Origin of the sequence: Bacteroides luhongzhouii, from assembly GCF_009193295.2 — a bacterium.
Taxonomy (GTDB): Bacteria; Bacteroidota; Bacteroidia; order Bacteroidales; family Bacteroidaceae; genus Bacteroides; species Bacteroides luhongzhouii.
On the sequence record NZ_CP059973.1, the window covers coordinates 2,273,845 to 2,294,626 of the forward strand.

Genomic DNA, 20,782 nt, shown 5'->3' on the forward strand with positions numbered 1-20,782 from the left:
GCGAACCCTGAAAAGAGAGATTCATACTTTCAGCCGTCTTTTTTATATCCGTTATTTGGGTTATCTCTTCTGGTATTTTTATTTCATTTTAGTTTATTTGACAGGCTGATAATCTCTGGATTTTCCGTAAAATCCGGGAGCAGGCACATATATCGGTTGGTTGGGTATGCCGATATTCAGCAGCTTGCCTTCCTTGCGGAGCCGACGAATATGAATCATGGCTGTGGAGCGTACCATCCCCGTGATTCTTTGGAAGTCGGAACGTTGCATAATCTGATGATCGGTGAAATACTCTTTCAGTCGCATGTCTATCTCTATTTCCGATAATTTGGCGGAATGTTTGACCCGCTTCATTTGCTTTATTTTTATAGTTCCGACAGATTGTTTCAACCTTTTGTCCGAACGGAATTGTATCGCTTTCAATTTCACTTTCGAATTTTTGCGGGGAGTATCAGCGGATATTTCCTCGGTGGCGGTCAACGTAGGGTAGAAATAACCGATGCCATCCAGGTGCACCTGTCTGCCTTCTCCCAGCTCTTCTCCCATTACTTGCGAGAGAGCGTCCAATACGGCAGTCACGTCTACTTCGTTCAGTGTGCAGCGCGCTTGGATTCTACTTCTGAGTTCTTCCGTATCTACCTGTCCGTTGGCGATGATGCGCGGATGGAATCTTTTCTTCTTGGGTTTGTCCGGTGATAACGGATTCTCGTACCAGTCAAATAATATAGCCATAGTTCTTTTCTTTTATAGATGTACTTCTGTTCTGTTTCTCCTATAGTTCTTTGTGGTTGTTCTTCCTTTAAATGCACAAGCTAATCTCAATCAGCTTATACGCTAACTAAAGTTAGCGTATAAGATAACAATGGATAGCTTATCGGCTAACCTTAATTAGCTTATGCATTTTCTTGTTGCAAAGATACAACACAAAGGCTTGCTAACCTAATAATAAAGGCTTTATTTCATAAATGCAATTAGTTAAGGACAAACTTGCAATCGGCTTGCAAACCGCTATCGGGCGGTTGTATATTTGGCATACGAAAACATTAAAATAACAACAAAAATATGATGGAAAAAGTAACAAAATTGTTCTCTATGTTGAGGAAGGTGTGGAGAACTGGAATGAAAAAAGAGACTGCTTTTGCAGGAACGGAAACGAACGGGCTGAAAATGAACGGACCGAAAAAAGTAGAGGGAGGACTGTCTGTCCCGGAAGAGATACAGCCGGAAGTAGTGGAAAAGCCGGAATCTTCGGCATTATTTTTGGGGGCGGATTTGCCGCTATCTAAACCGGATAGTAAGAAAAGCGGCTCTGCCTGCTTGACGGAGCAGGTAAACGATTTTTTGCGTACACGGTATGATTTCCGTTATAATCTCTTGACGGAAGAAACGGAATTCCGGCCGTTGGATGATGCAGGTAAAGCAGTCGGGCTTTTTCAGCCGGTGAGCAAACGTGATTTGAACACCTTTTGTATGGAAGCTCATGCAAAGGGAATTAGTTGCTGGGATAAGGACGTGAGTCGCTATATTTATTCTACCCGTATTGCCGAATACCATCCTTTCCGGCTCTATATGGACGAATTGCCCGTTTGGGATGGCATTGATCGCGTCACTCCGTTGGCATTGCGCGTTTCCGACTTACCTCTGTGGGTACGCGGCTTTCATACGTGGCTTTTGGGAGTTGCCGCCCAATGGTCGGGAAAAACAGGGATTCATGCCAATAGTGTAGCTCCCATCCTCGTAAGTTCGGAACAGGGACGGTTGAAGTCTACTTTCTGCAAGTCGTTGATGCCTGCGGCTTTGCGGCACTACTATATGGATAATCTCAAACTGAATTCGGAGGGGAAGGCCGAGCGTCTTATGGCGGAAATGGGATTGATCAATCTTGATGAATTTGATAAATATGCTGCGGGTAAGATGCCCCTATTGAAAAATCTGATGCAGATGTCGAGCCTGCATATTTGTAAGGCATATCAGAAAAACTATCGTGACTTGCCGCGTGTCGCTTCATTTATAGGCACTTCCAATCGCTATGATTTGTTGACTGACCCTACGGGCAGCCGTCGTTATCTTTGCGTGGAAGTCGTAAAACCGATTGATTGCGAGGGCATAGAACATGAGCAACTTTTTGCCCAGCTGAAAGCTGAATTGGAACAGGGAATTCCTTATTGGTTCAATAAGGAACAGGAACGGGAATTGCAACGGCACAATGTGTCTTTTTATCATGCCTGCCCTGCTGAAGATGTTTTTAACAGCTGTTTTCGCATAGCTTTGCCGGAAGAAGAATGTTTACATTTATCCGCAGCGGAGATATATAAGGAATTGAAGAAAATGAATTCAGCCGCATTGAGAGGTTTTAATCCGAACCAGTTTGCACGAGTATTGACGAAGATGGGAGTGGGGCGGAAACATACGGAGTATGGAAATGTATATTCGGTGATACGCCGCTGATGGAGTCTAAGATTTGTAAAACTGAAACGGCTGAAAGCAATATTTTTTACTTTTGCGGTTCGCTTTCAGCCGGAATGCCGATGGATAAGAGGTTTCAGAGCGGCTGAAGAGGCTGGAAGCTAAATCTTGCGGAAGAAGTCGTTTTCAGCCGCAACTATCATTCTTGTTGTAGAAAGGCAGTCCTACCCGTTCTATATGTTCACCTATTGGAGTGTTCCTGTTTTTATTGTAATCAATAACATCTACTTTATATAATAATCCCAAATCTTCTATTTGAATATGAATGTCCATTAGCTGGTCAAAAGAAATATCATTACCTATCGCAGCCAAATCTATATCGGAACCTTCCGAATATGTACCTTTAGCTCTGGAACCGAAGATTAGAACTTTTTCTATGTTAGCGTGTTTGCGAAACACACTGCAAATATCCGATATGACAGTATTGCTTAGTCCGTACATGATTAAAATAGTGTATTCATTTCCGTTCTTAATTTTTCTTCATTAAGTTTGGTGTCCAGTTGTTTTAAAAGAAGAGAGTATTCCTCGTATATTTTTCGCGCAATTTGTATGGCATCTCCCTCATTATAGGTGTGGGAGGTCGTGACTCGTGCTTTTGCCATACGTCGCCAACCGTCGTGATCAGAAATTAACCCGTCTTCGAAAGCTTGTTGGAGAGTGCCGTTGGGATCTTGTACAAATTCATACCCTTTAAATTTTAAGAAATCCTGAAGAACTTCCATCCAAGTTCAAAAGTATATTCGAATCGTTGGATTAACCCTTCCATTTCCAATTCTGATAAACTATCCGGTTGTATACCTGATTCTGTTATATCCAGGATTCTTTTATTTGCACGATGAAAGCTATCATATCGTTGTAACCAGCGTATATCTTGTTCCATATAAGTATCTTGTTTTTAAGTAAGGAGTTTCTTTATTGCAAAAATACGTATACTATCGGGAAAGACAAAGCTAAAACATTGATTCTTTTAGTTTTTTATTGTAATTATTCCATGCTGCTATTATGTAATTTCCTATATTTGTAATATTGAATCAAATACAAAATACTATGGGAGATTTGAATAGTGTATATCCGCTACTCGGTATAGTAATACTTATTGTTTTGTTATGCCGGTTCGATGGTCGGTTCACGAAGATAGAGAAAGAGCTTGATGTAATAAAAAAACAGATGGACGCTCTTTTGAAGGGGCAGGCGAAAATGGCTGTAGGTGATAGGGAATCAAGTGAGGAGACGCCTGAAAAAGTAGTAGCAGAAGTCTTGCCAGAAGAAAAATTGGTTGAAGAAGAGTCGGTTGTTCGAGAACCAAGTACAATGGTTGAGGCTGTGGTTGCTGATAAATTGCAAGATGCTTCGGAATCTGCCCAAGAATCTATTCAAGAAGAAATTATTGAAAATATCCCAGTGATGGATACCGTTCGGGAAGAGTCTACAATGTCTCCAGAACCGATTCATGTGGCGCCGGCTACTCCGGAACCACCAAAGAAACAAATCAATTACGAGAAGTTTATCGGTGAAAACCTTTTTGGAAAGATTGGTATTCTCATATTTGTGATAGGGGTGGGCTTCTTTGTGAAGTACGCCATTGACAAGAACTGGATAAACGAAACTTTCCGTACGGTGCTTGGTTTCCTGACCGGAGCCGCATTGCTGGTTGTTGCCGAACGGTTGCAGAAGAAATATCGTACATTCAGTTCGTTACTTGCCGGTGGTGCTTTCGCCGTGTTCTATCTCACGGTTGCTATCGCATTCCATTATTATCATATCTTCTCGCAGACTGTGGCGTTTGTCATTCTGATAGCCACTACTATATTTATGTCTGTTTTATCTGTGATATATGACAGGCGTGAGCTGGCTATTATTGCACTTGTCGGCGGATTTTTAGCACCTTTCATTGTGAGTAGCGGTGAAGGAAGTTATCAAGTTCTGTTTACTTATGTGAGCATTTTGAATTTGGGGATGTTCGGGCTTTCCATCTGCAAAAAGTGGAGCGAGCTTCCGATAATCTCCTTTGTCTTTACTTGTCTGATAATGGCTAGTTTCTTATTGTTGAGCTATTCTTCCCGTTCTACGGTCATTTCGGGACATTTGTTGATGTTTGCCACCCTGTTCTATTTTATCTTTTTGCTTCCTGTGTTTTCCATTCTCCGTGGAGAGAAGATACAGGCGATGAGCCGCGGGCTGGTGTTTGTCATCATCACTAATAATTTTGTCTATCTGCTTTCGGGAATTCTTTTCCTAAAGAATATGGAGCTGTCTTTTAAGGCGAGCGGTCTGTTGAGCCTGTTTATCGCACTCGTTAATCTGGGGCTAGTGCTTTGGTTATGGAAGAATAGGAAAGAATACAAATTCCTCGTGTATACTACATTGGGACTTGTGCTGACATTTGTCTCCATTACAGTCCCGATTCAACTGGACGGAAACTATATTACTTTGCTTTGGGCATCGGAAATGGTATTGTTGTTGTGGCTTTATGTTAAGTCGAAAATCAGGGTATATGAGTCTGCGGCCAAAGTCCTGATAGGACTTACTTTCGTTTCTTACTTGATGGATGTGTATAGCGTGATGTTTGAACAGCATTCTTTGGATACGATCTTTCTGAATAGTTCATTTGCCACCTCTTTGTTTGTAGGATTAGCTACAGGAGCGTTTGCTTTATTAATGGAATATTATCATTCATTCTTCTCTACGGCACGCCGGTTGAAATACAGTTTTTGGAATCCTTTTATGCTTATAGTTTCCGTAATCATACTTTATTATACATTTATGATGGAATTCAATTTGTATTTTGAAGAGGCAACGAGAAGCGGAGCGATGTTTTTGTTTACCGCCGTATCCATTTCGGGCATTTGCTATGCTTTCAGAAAACGATTCTCAATAATCAAGCACCTCACTTCCTATACATTGGCTATCGGAATGAATACGTTTGTATATATTCTGAATATATGGTGTGACCAATGGGAGAATATGGCTTTCACTCCTGTCATGTTGCGATGGCTGACGGCCGCTTTCGTGATAGCAAACATGTATTACGTGGCACGTCTGTACTATACATCAATCGGCATAAAATCCCGCTTCACCGTATATCTGAATATTCTTGCCACACTCCTTTGGCTGACAATGGTACGTTCTTTCCTTTGGCAAGTAGGTGTAGACGATTTCAGTGCCGGGTTATCTCTTTCATTAAGCATTGCTGGGTTCGTCCAGATGGGATTAGGAATGCACCTGCATCAGAAAGCGATGCGTATGGTAAGCCTTGCGACTTTCGGAATAGTCCTGCTCAAACTCGTATTGGACGATTTATGGGCAATGCCGACTATCGGTAAGATTGTCGTATTTATCATTTTGGGATTGATATTGCTGACACTTTCGTTCCTTTATCAGAAACTAAAGGATGTGTTGTTCAAAAATGACGAGGAAGAAACAAACTAAATCTTTGAAAATATCCGATAAAAAATAGGCTGTCTAAAAAGTCGGTTCTATCCTCATTCTCCTCCTTCAAGAAGGAGGAGTACCCGTAGAGGAGGTGGTAGGTAAATATATAAATCTTTCATCTACAATAAGATAGGGGTAATTTTGTTTATCCTACCACCCCGTCCTTCGGATACCCCTCCTTCCCGAAGGAGGGGAGTTAGAGTAACTGACGACTTTTTAGACAGCCTCTTTACTTTAGCTCTTAATTATGTTTATTCCCAAACGAAATATTTTACTTCTGAGAGAAACGCTTTACCTGCTCTTCGATCAGTTCCTTGTCATCAAAGTAATTAATCTTCATTGCTTTCTTCACGTCAGCCAACGTTTCTGCAGCAGTAGTTCTGGCCACTTCGCATCCTTTCTGAAGCATGTCATATATAGCCGGAATGTCTTTGCTGAACTCTTTACGACGGTTGCGAATCGGTTCGAGAATTTCTTGCATGATAGAGTTCAGAAAACGTTTTACTTTTACGTCGCCCAGTCCGCCGCGTTGATAATGCGCTTTTAGTTCTGCCAGATTCGGATAATCCGGTAGGTAACGTTCAAAATGTTCGGGGAGGCAGAAAGCATCCAGGTAAGTAAATACCGTATTACCTTCAATCTTTCCCGGATCTTGTACGCGGAGATGTCCCGGGTCGGTATACATACTCATGATTTTCTTTTGGATTTCTTCCGGTTCTTCCGAGAGATAGATGCAGTTTCCGAGCGATTTACTCATTTTAGCTTTACCGTCAGTTCCCGGAAGACGCAAACAAGCCGCATTGTCCGGCAACAGGATTTCCGGTTCTACCAATGTTTCACCATATATATAGTTGAAACGGCGAACGATTTCACGAGCCTGTTCGAGCATCGGTTCCTGGTCTTCACCCACAGGGACAGTCGTTGCGCGGAACGCTGTAATGTCCGCTGCCTGGCTGATGGGATAAGTGAAGAAACCTACGGGAATACTTGCTTCAAAGTTACGCATCTGAATTTCCGATTTCACAGTCGGGTTACGTTGCAGTCGGGATACGCTGACAAGGTCCATATAATAGAAACTAAGTTCGCACAGTTCCGGAATTTGCGACTGGATGAAAATCGTAGCTTTAGTCGGATCAATACCACAAGCCAGATAATCAAGAGCAACTTCGATTACATTCTGACGCACCTTTTCCGGATTGTCTATATTGTCTGTCAATGCCTGTGAATCGGCAATGAAGATAAACATCTTACTATAATCACCTGCATTCTGCAAGTCAACTCTGCGTTTCAACGAACCTACATAGTGACCGATATGAAGTCTTCCGGTAGGGCGGTCGCCTGTCAATATGATTTTTTCTTTGCTCATAATGAATGTCTTATTTATAATCAATGGAACGCAAAGATAAGGATAAAAACTGAAAAATGAATAAAAACGGAGATACTTCATTTTCGAAATGCCCACTTCTGTCAATGCTTGTGAAAAGATTAATGAAGGTTGTCTTGATAAATAAAGAGTTGAAATCATGATTCTTATGTTTTTTATATATCTTTGTAGCATACTAACCATCGTTTTATAGCCTCATTAAAGAGTGGCTGGAAAATGAATGAAAAATGAAAAAGATTCTTTTAATATGTTTGTCATCTTTGTTAATAATGAGTGATTTGGCAGCACAACAACAGACTATGGTTGTATGGCCGGGAGAAGTGCCGGGTGCAACTAAGGAAAAACAAGCCATGGTGAAGGACTTAACTACCGAACCGGGTGTGATACGTATAACGGAAGTTACCAATCCGACACTGGAAATATACCAACCTGTAGGTGCGGGGAACGGAGCGGGAGTAATCGTATGTCCGGGAGGAGGATATGCACTTTTAGCTTATGATAAAGAGGGAACTGATATTGCAAAGTGGCTGGCGAAACAAGGCTTTACTGCCTATGTACTTGCCTATCGGGTACCCGGTAAGCAAGATGGGGCATTGCAGGACGTGCAGCGTTCCATCCGGCTGATGCGTCAGAAGAATAAGCAACTCGAAAAAGTGGGAGTAATCGGATTCTCTGCTGGCGGCAGTCTTTCTGCAAGAGCGGCCACACGCTTTAATGAGAATACTTATCCGAAAGTAGATGCAGCGGATGAACTTAGTTGTCGTCCGGATTTTGCATTGCTGATTTATCCGGCCTATTTAGATCAGGGAAATGAACGGACCTTGACCCCGGAACTGACTATCACCGAACAGACACCTCCCATGTTTTTGTTTGCCACCAGTGATGATTTCCATGCCAATAGCGCTTTAGTTATGGCACAAGCATTGCGCGATCATAAAATACCCGTAGAATTTCACCTTACGGCAAAGGGAGGACATGGATATGGTATGCGTGGAGCTCCGGCAGGACTTTTATGGCCTTCGTGGGCCGAGCAGTGGTTGAAAGAATTTGTGAAAAAGTAGTAGTTTCTTTTTGCTATTTCCAAAATTAGTAGTTACTTTGCACAAATTTTGAAGAAAACAATGAATCAACAGGAAATTAGAAGTAAGTATTATCTACATTCGGATGTTTTGCACCCGGAAACGGCGGGCTTCTTCTCTTATTTCCAAAAACGATATTTTAGTTCTTTGGTAATGCGTTAGTCCTTTTTTGAGGGCAACGCATTTTTTTTATAAGCAAACTTAGATATAACAACATATTATAACAACAAAAGAAATGGAAAAGGAAATCAAGAAAGTCCTCGTTTTGGGTTCAGGAGCACTCAAGATCGGACAGGCAGGAGAATTTGACTACTCTGGCTCACAAGCACTGAAAGCGTTGAAAGAAGAAGGTATCAGCTCGGTACTGGTTAATCCGAACATTGCAACCATTCAGACTTCTGAAGGTATTGCTGATAAGGTGTATTTCCTTCCTGTGAATACTTATTTCGTAGAAGAAATTATCAAGAAAGAAAAACCGGATGGTATTCTGCTGGCATTCGGCGGACAGACTGCATTGAACTGCGGTGCTGAACTTTATACACAAGGTGTTCTTGATAAATACGGAGTAAAGGTACTCGGAACTTCGGTAGAAGCTATCATGTATACAGAAGACCGTGACCTGTTCGTGAAGAAACTGAATGAAATCGACATGAAGACTCCGGTTAGCGAGGCAGTAGAAAACATGGAAGATGCCATTGCTGCTGCACGCAGAATTGGTTATCCTGTCATGGTGCGTTCTGCCTATGCATTGGGTGGTCTTGGTAGCGGTATCTGTGCCAATGAGGAAGAGTTCCTGAAACTGGCAGAGAGCTCATTTGCTTTCTCAAAACAAATTCTGGTAGAAGAGTCTTTGAAAGGCTGGAAAGAGATCGAATTTGAAGTGATCCGTGACGCTAACGACCATTGCTTCACAGTAGCTAGCATGGAAAACTTCGATCCGTTGGGTATTCATACCGGTGAATCAATAGTAGTAGCTCCTACCTGCTCGCTGGATGATAAAGAATTGGCTCTGTTGAAGGAACTTTCCACCAAATGTATCCGTCACCTCGGTATCGTGGGTGAATGTAATATTCAGTATGCTTTCAACTCTGATACGGATGATTACCGTGTGATTGAAGTAAATGCCCGTTTGAGCCGTTCTTCTGCATTGGCTTCTAAGGCTACCGGTTATCCATTGGCATTCGTTGCTGCTAAAGTAGCGCTTGGTTACACACTCGACCAGATTGGTGAGATGGGAACCCCGAACTCTGCATACGTAGCTCCACAACTTGACTACTATATCTGTAAAATCCCTCGTTGGGACTTGACTAAGTTTGCCGGTGTATCTCGTGAAATCGGTTCAAGCATGAAATCAGTTGGTGAAATCATGTCTATCGGTCGCTCTTTCGAAGAAATCATCCAGAAAGGTCTTCGTATGATCGGTCAGGGAATGCACGGTTTCGTAGGAAACGATGATTCGCATTTCGACGACCTCGACAAAGAACTATCTTGCCCGACAGACTTGCGTGTCTTCGCTATCGCACAAGCAATGGAAGAAGGTTACACCATCGAACGTATCCATGACCTGACAAAGATTGACCCATGGTTCCTTGGCAAACTGAAAAATATCGTAGACTACAAAGCGAAACTGTCCACCTATAATAAGGTAGAAGATATACCTGCTGATGTAATGCGTGAAGCTAAAGTGTTAGGTTTCTCCGACTTCCAGATTGCCCGTTTCGTTCTGAATCCAACCGGAAACATGGAGAAAGAAAACCTGGCAGTGCGTGCTCATCGTAAATCGATGGGTATTCTTCCGGCTGTAAAACGTATTAATACGGTTGCTTCCGAACATCCGGAACTGACTAACTATCTGTATATGACTTATGCAGTGGAAGGTTATGATGTGAACTATTATAAGAATGAAAAATCAGTAGTCGTATTGGGCTCGGGTGCTTACCGTATCGGTAGCTCTGTGGAATTTGACTGGTGTTCGGTGAATGCGGTTCAGACTGCCCGCAAACTGGGTTACAAGTCTATCATGATTAACTACAATCCAGAAACGGTTTCTACTGACTATGATATGTGCGACCGTCTTTACTTCGACGAACTTTCGTTCGAACGTGTACTTGACGTAATCGACCTCGAACAACCTCGTGGTGTGATCGTCTCGGTAGGCGGACAAATCCCGAACAACCTGGCTATGAAACTTTACCGCCAGTCGGTTCCTGTATTGGGTACTTCTCCGATTTCTATCGACCGTGCTGAAAACCGTAACAAGTTCTCGGCTATGCTCGATCAACTGGGTATCGACCAACCGGCTTGGATGGAACTGACCAGTCTTGAAGAAGTGAAGGGATTTGTAGAAAAAGTAGGCTACCCGGTATTGGTTCGTCCTTCTTACGTCCTTTCAGGAGCAGCAATGAATGTTTGCTACGACGATGAAGAATTGGAGAACTTCCTGAAGATGGCTGCCGAAGTTTCTAAAGAATATCCGGTTGTTGTTTCCCAGTTCCTTGAAAATACGAAAGAGATTGAATTTGATGCCGTTGCTCAGAATGGGGAAGTGGTAGAATATGCAATTTCCGAACACGTAGAGTTTGCCGGTGTTCACTCCGGTGATGCTACTTTGGTATTCCCGGCACAAAAGATTTACTTTGCAACAGCTCGTCGCATCAAGAAGATCAGCCGTCAGATTGCTAAAGAACTCAATATCTCCGGTCCGTTCAATATCCAGTTCCTGGCTCGTAACAATGAAGTGAAAGTAATCGAATGTAACTTGCGTGCTTCTCGTAGCTTCCCGTTTGTTTCTAAAGTTCTGAAACGTAACTTTATCGAAACAGCTACCCGCATCATGTTGGATGCTCCATACTCACGTCCGGATAAGTCGGCGTTCGATATCGATTGGATCGGTGTAAAGGCTTCTCAATTCTCCTTCTCTCGTCTGCACAAAGCTGACCCGGTATTGGGCGTAGATATGTCTTCTACAGGTGAAGTGGGATGTATCGGTGATGATTTCTCTGAAGCATTGCTGAATGCAATGATTGCTACCGGATTCAAGATTCCTGAAAAAGCAGTGATGTTCTCTTCCGGTGCAATGAAATCGAAAGTAGATTTGCTGGATGCCAGTCGTATGCTGTTCGGTAAGGGTTATCAGATTTACGCAACTGCCGGAACGGCTGCTTTCCTGAATGCTCATGGAGTAGATGCAACACCAGTTTACTGGCCGGATGAAAAACCGGGTGCAGAGAACAATGTCATGAAGATGATTGCTGACCATAAGTTTGATTTGATCGTTAACATTCCGAAGAATCACAGCAAACGTGAATTAACGAATGGTTATCGTATCCGTCGCGGTGCAATCGATCATAACATTCCGTTGATTACAAATGCTCGTTTGGCAAGTGCCTTTATCGAAGCATTCTGCGAATTGAAACTGAATGATATTCAGATTAAGAGCTGGCAGGAATATAAATAAAAACAGCTTTAGCTGTCTGTTAGATAAAAAGAACTCCCTCTTTGGCTTGTCCAAAGAGGGAGTTCTTTTTTATTAGCAAATATAGCACATTAGAGTGTGTTCTATATAGGGAGTGTTTTGTTATTAATAAATGATTAAAGTTAATTATTGGTTGAAACTAAGTAGAATCTGCCTATCCATCAGCAAGAGAAGAGATTTATTTTTTATTTTTGTTTTTTGAAAAGATAAAATCAGATAAAACAATGTTAGTACTTCTATCTTGTGCCAAGACTATGAGTGAGACTTCAAAGGTGAAAATACCTTTGAAGACAGTTCCACGATTTCAAAAAGAAGCTTCCGGGATTGCTTTGCAGATGTCACAGTTTTCAGTGGATGAACTGGAACGCCTGTTGCGTATAAATGCCAGGATGGCGGTAGAGAATTATAAGCGTTATCAGGCTTTTCATGCAGAAGATACGCCGGAATTGCCAGCTTTGCTGGCTTATACCGGAATTGTGTTCAAACGATTGAACGCAAAGGATTTCTCGAAAGAAGAATTTGAATATGCGCAGGGACATCTGCGGTTGACTTCTTTTTGTTATGGGTTGTTGAGGCCTTTAGATGTTATTCGTTCCTATCGCTTGGAAGGAGACGTAGTATTGCCGGAACCGGGCAATCAGACCATGTTCTCTTATTGGAAATCTCGTCTGACGGATGTTTTCATTGAAGATATAAAGAAAGCGGGAGGCATACTCTGCAATTTGGCCAGCGACGAAATGAAAAGTTTGTTTGATTGGAAGCGTGTGGAGAGGGAAGTACGTGTCATTACTCCCGAATTTCAGGTATGGAAGAACGGGAAATTAGCTTCGATAGTGATCTATATCAAAATGTCCCGTGGCGAAATGACGCGGTTCATTCTGAAGAATAGAATAGAAGATCCGGAGGATTTGAAAAGCTTCTCCTGGGAAGGATTCGAATTTAACGAATCTCTTTCGGGTGAAAAGAAGTTTGTATTTACTAACGGTAAAGAAATATAAAGTATGACGGAAGTAGAAAAGATGCGTAGCAGCCGGTTGGCTGATATGGCTGCGCCGGAATTGCAGGTGCGTTTTGAACATGCCAAGAAGCTGCTGGCACGTATGCGGGGAATGAGTACGTATGATGAGGGGTATCGGGAATTATTGGAAAAACTGGTACCGGGGATTCCTGAAACTTCAATTATCTGTCCGCCTTTCCATTGCGATCATGGAGACGGAATCAAATTGGGTGAACATGTATTTGTGAATGCCAATTGCACTTTCCTGGATGGAGGATATATCACGATAGGCGCCCATACGCTGGTTGGGCCTTGTGTACAGATTTATACGCCGCATCATCCGATGGATTATCTGGAAAGAAGAGGCTCTAAGGAATATGCTTATCCGGTGACGATTGGTGAAGACTGCTGGATTGGTGGGGGCGCTATTATCTGTCCCGGCGTGACGATTGGCAATCGCTGTGTAATAGGAGCGGGGAGCGTTGTGACGAGAGATATTCCCGACGACAGTGTGGCAGTCGGGAATCCGGCACGTGTTGTTCGCAAACAAGTTGTTTAACGCTTGACCGGAAAGGTTATTTCCCGGAATTTAAGCGTTTCTGCGTTACTATCCTCGTTGTGAATCCGTTTCCCTGCAGATTCTTTTTAATTATTAATGATAGAGAAAGAGGCGCGACTATCTTTATTTTGTTCTGTTTATTAGACGAACCGGAAGATGTGAAAGTTGCAAGAAAAAAGTTTTTATTATTATTTGCTGATAATCAGAGTGTTCCTTTATTTGATGAAAAATTTCTTGAAAAATAATACATGAAATGTTTGCAGAATTCAAAAAATGCCGTACCTTTGCATCGCTTTTGAAACGGAAGTGTACGGGCGTTTAGCTCAGCTGGTTCAGAGCATCTGCCTTACAAGCAGAGGGTCGGCGGTTCGAATCCGTCAACGCCCACACAAAAAAACGAAACACTTCCGGCTCATTAACAAGGGCGTTTAGCTCAGCTGGTTCAGAGCATCTGCCTTACAAGCAGAGGGTCGGCGGTTCGAATCCGTCAACGCCCACACAAAACAGAGTCTTACGAAGAAATTCGTGAGACTTTTTTTATTTCTTACCTCTTTTATACAAACTTTCTTCCTCCTTTTATCTTATAACTCAGGAAAAAGAGTTAATTTTGCAGTCTGATAATTATCTAAGAAAACGTATGGAACTTGATGTATTAACGGCCATATCTCCGATTGATGGTCGATATAGAGGCAAAACTAAAGCTTTGGCAGCTTATTTCTCTGAATTTGCACTGATTAAATACCGTGTACAGGTAGAGGTGGAGTATTTTATCACCTTGTGCGAACTTCCTTTGCCGCAATTGAAAGGAATCGATAGTAGCGTGTTTGAAACTTTACGGAATATCTACCGTAACTTTTCCGAAGCAGACGCACAACGCATTAAAGATATCGAAAGTGTAACTAACCACGATGTGAAAGCCGTAGAGTACTTCCTGAAAGAAGAATTTGACAAGATGGGCGGAATGGATGACTATAAAGAATTCATCCACTTCGGACTGACTTCTCAGGATATTAACAATACGTCTGTTCCTCTTTCTATCAAAGAGGCATTGGAGCAGGTTTATTACCCGTTGATTGAGGAACTGATTGCACAGTTGAAAACTTATGCGACAGAATGGGCTAACATTCCGATGCTTGCCAAAACTCACGGTCAACCGGCTTCTCCTACCCGTCTGGGTAAAGAAGTGATGGTATTTGTTTACCGTCTCGAACGTCAGCTGGCTATGTTGAAAGCATGTCCGCTTACTGCTAAATTTGGCGGTGCTACCGGAAACTACAATGCGCATCACGTGGCTTATCCTCAATATGACTGGAAACAATTCGGCAATCGGTTTGTTGCAGAAAAACTGGGACTGGAACGCGAAGAATATACAACGCAGATTTCGAACTATGATAACCTCTCTGCTGTTTTTGATGCTATGAAGCGTATCAATACTGTCATGGTGGATATGAATCGTGACTTCTGGCAGTACATCTCTATGGAGTACTTCAAGCAGAAGATCAAAGCCGGAGAAGTAGGTTCGAGCGCTATGCCGCATAAAGTGAATCCGATTGACTTTGAAAATGCGGAAGGTAACCTGGGCATAGCAACGTCTATTCTGGAACATTTGGCTGTGAAGCTTCCTGTTTCCCGCTTGCAGCGTGATTTGACAGACTCAACAGTGTTGCGTAATGTCGGTGTACCTTTCGGTCACATCGTGATTGCCATCCAGAGTTCTTTGAAGGGGGTGCGCAAACTGTTGCTGAACGAACCGGCTATTTATCGTGATTTGGATAACTGTTGGAGTGTGGTGGCAGAAGCTATTCAGACTATTTTGCGCCGTGAGGCTTATCCGCATCCGTATGAAGCTTTGAAAGCGTTAACCCGGACCAATCAAGCTATTACAGAAAGTTCTATTAAAGAGTTTATCGAAGAATTGAATGTAAGCGAAGATATTAAAAAAGAGTTAAGAGCAATCACTCCCCATACATATACGGGGCTTTAATTGTTTACTTATATAATAAACGTGTTTTTTAAATAGGCCGTGAGGCCAAAGTCTAATTTTATTCGAATAAAAAAATGAGCACAGAAAACGAAGAATGGCGCGAAAATTCTTTCAATGAGGAGAATACAGGTGCCGGCCGTGATGGTAACAGGTCTTACAACAGAGAAGGTGGAGAACGTCCGTATCGCCCTTCTTACAACCGTGAAGGCGGGGATCGTCCGTATCGCCCGCGATTTAATGCCAACAATGAAGGAGGCGAACGCCCGCAGCGTTCGTATGGTGACCGCTCTTATGGCGACCGTCCCCAACGTCCTTCTTATAATCGTGAAGGTGGAGATCGTCCGTATCGTCCTCGCTTCAATAATAATAATGAAGGAGGCGACCGTCCTCAACGTCCTTACAACCGCGAAGGTGGTGACCGCCCGTCTTATGGCGACCGTCCTCAACGTCCTTCTTACAACCGTGAAGGCGGCGACCGTCCTTATCGTCCCCGCTTCAATAACGGCGAAGGTGGTGACCGCCCGTCTTATGGCGACCGTCCTCAACGTCCTTCCTACAACCGTGAAGGTGGCGACCGTCCTTACCGTCCCCGCTTTAATAACGGCGAAGGTGGCGACCGTCCTCAACGTCCTTCTTACAACCGTGAAGGTGGTGATCGTCCGTATCGTCCCCGTTTCAATAACGGCGAAGGTGGCGGCTATCGCAGCAACAACGGAGGTGGAGGTTACCGTCCGAGATACAACAACGACCGTTCACAAGGAGGATATCGTCCGCGTCCGCGTACCGGCGATTATGATCCGAACGCTAAGTATAGCGTAAAGAAACAGATCGAGTACAAGGAACAGTTTATTGATCCGAATGAACCGATTCGTCTGAATAAGTTCCTGGCTAACGCAGGTGTTTGCTCCCGTCGTGAGGCTGATGAATTTATCACGGCAGGTGTGGTTTCTGTAAACGGTGAAGTGGTAACGGAATTGGGTACGAAGATCAAACGTTCGGATGTGGTTAAGTTCCACGACGAACCGGTAAGCATCGAACGCAAGGTATACGTATTGCTGAATAAACCGAAAGATACCGTTACTACATCGGATGATCCGCAGGAACGTCGTACAGTAATGGATTTGGTGAAAGGCGCTTGCAACGAACGTATTTATCCGGTAGGACGTCTGGACCGTAACACGACTGGTGTACTGTTACTGACGAATGACGGTGATCTGGCTTCCAAGCTGACACACCCGAAATTCCTGAAGAAGAAAATTTATCATGTTCATCTGGACAAGAACCTGACTAAAGCGGATATGGATCAGATTGCAGCTGGTATCCAGTTGGAAGATGGTGAAATCCATGCAGATGCGATCAGCTATACAGATGATTTCAAGAAAGACCAGGTAGGTATCGAAATTCACTCCGGTAAGAACCGTATCGTTCGCCGTATTTTCGAATCACTGGGTTATAAAGTAGTAAAACTCGACCGTGTGTTCTTCGCCGGACTGACCAAAAAAGGTCTGCGTCGCGGAGACTGGCGTTACCTGTCGGAAGCAGAAGTAAACTACCTCCGCATGGGTTCGTTTGAGTAATAAGTCAATAAATAACAACTTGACAGAGGACGGGGAAAGAAAGCAGGAAAGAATTCATCTTGCATTTGAAACCTCGTCTTCTTGTATCTAAAAAGAAAAAGTTAAATGGAAAAGATTGGTAGAACAAAAATTGTTGATCTGTTGAAGCGCACAGATATTGGCGCTATGGTCAATGTGAAAGGATGGGTTCGCACCCGTAGAGGTAGCAAACAAGTAAACTTTATCGCACTGAATGACGGTTCTACAATAAATAATTTGCAGATCGTAGTAGATTTGGCTAATTTCGATGAAGAGATGCTGAAACTGATTACTACCGGCGCTTGTATCAGCGTGAACGGAGAAATGGTAGAATCAGTGGGTTCCGGACAGAAAGTGGAAGTACAGGCTCGTGAAATCGAAGTGCTGGGTACTTGCGATAATACATACCCATTACAGAAGAAAGGCCACTCTATGGAATTCTTGCGCGAGATTGCTCACTTGCGTCCGCGTACGAATACATTCGGTGCAGTGTTCCGCATCCGTCACAACATGGCGATTGCTATTCACAAGTTCTTCCATGAAAAGGGATTCTTCTATTTCCATACGCCGATCATTACAGCTTCCGATTGTGAAGGTGCCGGACAGATGTTCCAAGTGACTACCATGAACCTGTATGATTTGAAGAAAGACGAGAGAGGTTCCATCTCTTATGAAGATGATTTCTTCGGTAAGCAGGCAAGTCTGACTGTTTCCGGTCAGTTGGAAGGTGAACTGGCAGCTACTGCCTTGGGATCTATCTACACATTCGGTCCTACATTCCGTGCCGAAAACTCCAACACTCCTCGCCACTTGGCAGAGTTCTGGATGATTGAGCCGGAAGTTGCTTTCAACGACATTACAGACAACATGGACTTGGCAGAAGAGTTCATCAAATATTGTGTGAAATGGGCGTTGGATAACTGCGCGGATGATGTGAAGTTCCTGAACGATATGTTCGATAAAGGCTTGATTGAACGTCTGCAAGGTGTATTGAAAGATGATTTCGTACGTTTGCCTTATACAGATGGTATCAAGATTCTTGAAGAGGCTGTTGCGAAAGGACATAAGTTCGAATTCCCGGTTTACTGGGGCGTGGACCTGGCTTCCGAACACGAACGTTTCTTAGTGGAGGAACACTTCAAACGTCCGGTGATTCTGACTGACTATCCGAAGGAAATCAAAGCCTTCTATATGAAGCAGAACGAAGACGGTAAGACAGTACGTGCAATGGACGTACTTTTCCCGAAAATTGGTGAAATTATCGGTGGTTCCGAACGTGAGGCCGACTATGACAAGCTGATGACCCGTATTGAAGAAATGCATATCCCGATGAAAGATATGTGGTGGTATCTGGATACCCGTAAGTTCGGTACTTGTCCTCACTCCGGTTTTGGATTAGGATTCGAACGTCTGTTGTTGTTTGTAACAGGTATGGCGAATATCCGTGACGTGATACCGTTCCCGCGTACACCAAGAAATGCTGATTTCTAATATTTCGGTATATTTATGTAAAACTCGCATAATCTTCAGGTTATGCGAGTTTTTTTATGCTCTGAATTGCTGTATTTTCAAAATAAATCTTTATATTTGAAAATACGCATTCGAGAGTGTTAACTAAAATAGTACAACAATGAAAAAGCTCTATTTCTTTACCATGCTTTCAATAATGTTGTTAGCAGTAACAGGTGCGATGGCCCAGAAGAAAACCAAATTCAAAGCGGCCGATTTGAAAGGTATTTGGCAGCTCTGCCATTATGTATCCGAATCTCCCGATGTTCCGGGGGCATTAAAACCCAGTAATACATTTAAAGTATTGAGTGATGACGGACAAATCGTCAACTTTACCATTATTCCCGGTGCGGATGCGATTATTACTGGATATGGTACTTATAAACAACTCACGGACGATTCTTATAAGGAAAGTATCGAGAAGAATATTCATCTCCCGATGCTGGACAATCAGGACAATATTTTGGAATTCGAGATTAAGGACAATGATTATCTCCATCTGAAATATTTTATCAAGAATGATTTGAATGGAAATGAGTTGAACACCTGGTATTATGAAACCTGGAAGAGGGTGGAGATGCCGGCTAAGTTTCCGGAAGATATTGTAAGATAGAAGAGCGCGTACTTTCTGTTGAGGCATGGATTTTGCAAAAAGCTGCATGGTTGTTTGGCTATGTCTGACGACGGCTTATTTTGTGAAATCTGTGCCTGTTTTTCTATAAAAGATAAAAACAAAGAACTTTTGGACAAAATCAAACTCCGTAGAAATAGAAACAAAAATGAAAAAATAGATTTGCAAAGGTTGTGCCCGCGACTTGTTCTAACTTTGTTGCCAGTAATAGAATACAGTAACAAAATAAAGTAGAACAATGAAAAACAAACTTTTACTGGCGGTAGGGAGTATGGCTCTCCTGACTGCTTGCGATACTTCAAAAGGAAATGAGATGGAATGGTTTGACCATGCAGTGAAAACATCGGGACATCAGTTGCTCTATATGGCAGAACAATTGAAGAATGAACCGGACACCGCCTGTTTCCCCCGTTCTATCAAAGAAGGAAAGTACAGGCTGGAGCATCCCACCGACTGGACGAGTGGTTTCTATCCCGGTTCCATGTGGCTGGCATACGAGTTGACCGGTGATGAGGCTCTTGCGAAGGAGGCGCGTAAATATACGGACCGTCTGCAGGATATGCAATATTATACGGGTAATCACGATTTGGGTTTTATGATGTTTTGCAGTTATGGGCAGGGCATTCGTTTGAAACCGGAGCCTGGGGATAGTTTAATTCTGATTCATTCTTCAGAAAGCTTGTGCTCCCGTTTTCGTCCGGAAGTCGGACTGATTCGTTCGTGGGATTTCGGTGAATGGAGCTATCCGGTGATTATTGATAATATGATGAATCTTGAAATGCTGTTCTGGACTTCAGAGCAAACCAATAATCCGAAATATCGTGAAATAGCCATCTCTCATGCCGACAAAACGTTGAAGAATCACTTCCGGGAGGACATGACTTCCTATCATGTGGTGAGTTACCTGGCAGATAGCGGTGAGGTGGAGTCGAAAGGGACCTTTCAGGGATATGCCGATTCTTCCGCCTGGGCGCGCGGACAGGCTTGGGGAGTGTATGGCTATACCATGTGTTATCGCTTCACCAAGCAGCAGAGTTATTTGGATGCCGCTCATAAAATAGCGCGGTTCATTATCGATCACCGTCCGTCTGAAAATGACTATGTACCTTATTGGGATTATGATGCTCCCAAGATTCCGAATGAACCACGGGATGCTTCTGCGGCTGCCGTAACAGCTTCTGCATTGCTGGAGTTGAGCGGCTATGGCGACAAGAAACAAGGGGAAGAATATTTCCGTTATGCGGAGCATATCCTAAAACAGTTGTCATCAGATGATTATTTGGCCAAGGAGGGAGAAAATCATGGTTTCGTCCTGTTACATTCGGTTGGTAGTTTCCCGCACGACAGTGAAATTGATACTCCGCTCAATTATGCCGATTATTATTATCTGGAAGCCTTGAAACGCTATAAAGATCTGAAAGAAAAATCAGAAAATCCGTCTTACTAACTTGAAGAGAAACCGTAAAAAAAAATTAAAGTCCAGGGTAACCGCGTCTAAAATATGAATTCATAACTGTTGGACTTTGGCGCGGTTGCCCTGTTTTAAGTCGATGCCGGTCCTTTATATGAGTCACGGCTTTTTCATTTAAGCTTTGAATTGGGCGTACCATTCCCCTACCCATGCCAATGTGGCATGGGCGGAAATACCATTATTGGTAATCAATTCGTTAC

The 20,782-nt window shown here is 43.0% G+C and carries 14 protein-coding genes, 2 tRNA genes and 1 pseudogene; 13 read left to right on the forward strand and 4 right to left on the reverse strand.

Translation table 11 applies throughout. The annotated features are described in order from the left end of the window. Positions 1-93: 93 nt before the first annotated feature. A complete protein-coding gene (locus GD631_RS08175; RefSeq protein WP_143259000.1) occupies positions 94-732 on the reverse strand; it encodes an HU family DNA-binding protein in 639 nt (212 codons plus the stop codon). Between the two features lie 330 nt (positions 733-1,062). Between GD631_RS08175 and GD631_RS08180 the strand changes: the two genes are divergently transcribed. Continuing rightward, complete coding sequence (locus GD631_RS08180; RefSeq protein WP_143259001.1) at positions 1,063-2,448, forward strand: DUF3874 domain-containing protein; 1,386 nt, start codon at positions 1,063-1,065, stop codon at positions 2,446-2,448. Between the two features lie 144 nt (positions 2,449-2,592). Here the strand turns inward: GD631_RS08180 and GD631_RS08185 are convergent, their stop codons facing one another. Both GD631_RS08185 and GD631_RS08190 read right to left on the reverse strand, forming a co-directional pair. Next, positions 2,593-2,907: a nucleotidyltransferase domain-containing protein gene (locus tag GD631_RS08185; RefSeq protein WP_143259002.1), complete on the reverse strand. Its 315-nt coding sequence runs from the start codon at positions 2,905-2,907 to the stop codon at positions 2,593-2,595. 2 nt (positions 2,908-2,909) lie between these two features. Further along, positions 2,910-3,346: pseudogene (locus GD631_RS08190) on the reverse strand (HI0074 family nucleotidyltransferase substrate-binding subunit). 167 nt (positions 3,347-3,513) lie between these two features. Here GD631_RS08190 and GD631_RS08195 point away from each other — a divergent pair. Beyond that, positions 3,514-5,895, forward strand: a complete 2,382-nt coding sequence (locus GD631_RS08195; protein WP_143259003.1) for a DUF2339 domain-containing protein — start codon at positions 3,514-3,516, stop codon at positions 5,893-5,895. Between the two features lie 274 nt (positions 5,896-6,169). Here GD631_RS08195 and trpS read toward each other — a convergent pair whose 3' ends face one another. After that, positions 6,170-7,264 (reverse strand): tryptophan--tRNA ligase, encoded by a 1,095-nt coding sequence (trpS, locus tag GD631_RS08200; RefSeq protein WP_143259004.1) that lies wholly within the window; start codon positions 7,262-7,264, stop codon positions 6,170-6,172. A 245-nt stretch (positions 7,265-7,509) separates the two neighbouring features. Here trpS and GD631_RS08205 point away from each other — a divergent pair, with 245 nt between their 5' ends. The 11 genes from GD631_RS08205 to GD631_RS08255 all read left to right on the forward strand — a co-directional run bounded on the left by GD631_RS08205 (position 7,510) and on the right by GD631_RS08255 (position 20,558). Further along, positions 7,510-8,343 carry an alpha/beta hydrolase gene (locus GD631_RS08205; protein WP_211200536.1) on the forward strand — a complete coding sequence of 278 codons (834 nt, stop codon included), beginning with the start codon at positions 7,510-7,512 and terminating at the stop codon, positions 8,341-8,343. Positions 8,344-8,596: 253 nt separating this feature from the next. Further along, positions 8,597-11,818 (forward strand): carbamoyl-phosphate synthase (glutamine-hydrolyzing) large subunit, encoded by a 3,222-nt coding sequence (gene carB / locus GD631_RS08210; RefSeq protein ID WP_143259006.1) that lies wholly within the window; start codon positions 8,597-8,599, stop codon positions 11,816-11,818. Between the two features lie 242 nt (positions 11,819-12,060). Continuing rightward, positions 12,061-12,834, forward strand: coding sequence for a peroxide stress protein YaaA (yaaA, locus tag GD631_RS08215; protein ID WP_143259007.1), 774 nt, complete (start codon positions 12,061-12,063; stop codon positions 12,832-12,834). 3 nt (positions 12,835-12,837) lie between these two features. Continuing rightward, a complete protein-coding gene (locus GD631_RS08220; protein WP_143259008.1) occupies positions 12,838-13,392 on the forward strand; it encodes a sugar O-acetyltransferase in 555 nt (184 codons plus the stop codon). 312 nt (positions 13,393-13,704) lie between these two features. After that, positions 13,705-13,779 (forward strand) — tRNA-Val (locus GD631_RS08225). Between the two features lie 35 nt (positions 13,780-13,814). Then, a tRNA-Val gene (locus tag GD631_RS08230) sits at positions 13,815-13,889 on the forward strand. Between the two features lie 140 nt (positions 13,890-14,029). Beyond that, a complete protein-coding gene (purB, locus tag GD631_RS08235) occupies positions 14,030-15,376 on the forward strand; it encodes an adenylosuccinate lyase (RefSeq protein WP_143259009.1) in 1,347 nt (448 codons plus the stop codon). Positions 15,377-15,450: 74 nt separating this feature from the next. Beyond that, the gene (locus GD631_RS08240; protein ID WP_143259010.1) at positions 15,451-16,953 is read left to right on the forward strand and encodes a pseudouridine synthase; all 1,503 of its coding nucleotides are present in this window, start codon (positions 15,451-15,453) and stop codon (positions 16,951-16,953) included. A 105-nt stretch (positions 16,954-17,058) separates the two neighbouring features. After that, positions 17,059-18,462, forward strand: a complete 1,404-nt coding sequence (gene asnS, locus GD631_RS08245; RefSeq protein WP_143259011.1) for an asparagine--tRNA ligase — start codon at positions 17,059-17,061, stop codon at positions 18,460-18,462. A gap of 139 nt (positions 18,463-18,601) precedes the next feature. Beyond that, positions 18,602-19,093, forward strand: a complete 492-nt coding sequence (locus GD631_RS08250) for a DUF4488 domain-containing protein (RefSeq protein ID WP_143259012.1) — start codon at positions 18,602-18,604, stop codon at positions 19,091-19,093. Positions 19,094-19,349: 256 nt separating this feature from the next. Beyond that, a complete protein-coding gene (locus GD631_RS08255) occupies positions 19,350-20,558 on the forward strand; it encodes a glycoside hydrolase family protein (protein ID WP_143259013.1) in 1,209 nt (402 codons plus the stop codon). Positions 20,559-20,782 lie beyond the last annotated feature (224 nt).

Bases quoted from the DNA above. Each gene is read 5' to 3' on its own strand.
- GD631_RS08175 (WP_143259000.1), bottom strand. From the start codon at position 732: ATGGCTATATTATTTGACTGGTACGAGAATCCGTTATCACCGGACAAA.
- GD631_RS08180 (WP_143259001.1), top strand. From the start codon at position 1,063: ATGATGGAAAAAGTAACAAAATTGTTCTCTATGTTGAGGAAGGTGTGG.
- GD631_RS08185 (WP_143259002.1), bottom strand. From the start codon at position 2,907: ATGTACGGACTAAGCAATACTGTCATATCGGATATTTGCAGTGTGTTT.
- GD631_RS08195 (WP_143259003.1), top strand. From the start codon at position 3,514: ATGGGAGATTTGAATAGTGTATATCCGCTACTCGGTATAGTAATACTT.
- trpS (WP_143259004.1), bottom strand. From the start codon at position 7,264: ATGAGCAAAGAAAAAATCATATTGACAGGCGACCGCCCTACCGGAAGA.
- GD631_RS08205 (WP_211200536.1), top strand. From the start codon at position 7,510: ATGAAAAAGATTCTTTTAATATGTTTGTCATCTTTGTTAATAATGAGT.
- carB (WP_143259006.1), top strand. From the start codon at position 8,597: ATGGAAAAGGAAATCAAGAAAGTCCTCGTTTTGGGTTCAGGAGCACTC.
- yaaA (WP_143259007.1), top strand. From the start codon at position 12,061: ATGTTAGTACTTCTATCTTGTGCCAAGACTATGAGTGAGACTTCAAAG.
- GD631_RS08220 (WP_143259008.1), top strand. From the start codon at position 12,838: ATGACGGAAGTAGAAAAGATGCGTAGCAGCCGGTTGGCTGATATGGCT.
- purB (WP_143259009.1), top strand. From the start codon at position 14,030: ATGGAACTTGATGTATTAACGGCCATATCTCCGATTGATGGTCGATAT.
- GD631_RS08240 (WP_143259010.1), top strand. From the start codon at position 15,451: ATGAGCACAGAAAACGAAGAATGGCGCGAAAATTCTTTCAATGAGGAG.
- asnS (WP_143259011.1), top strand. From the start codon at position 17,059: ATGGAAAAGATTGGTAGAACAAAAATTGTTGATCTGTTGAAGCGCACA.
- GD631_RS08250 (WP_143259012.1), top strand. From the start codon at position 18,602: ATGAAAAAGCTCTATTTCTTTACCATGCTTTCAATAATGTTGTTAGCA.
- GD631_RS08255 (WP_143259013.1), top strand. From the start codon at position 19,350: ATGAAAAACAAACTTTTACTGGCGGTAGGGAGTATGGCTCTCCTGACT.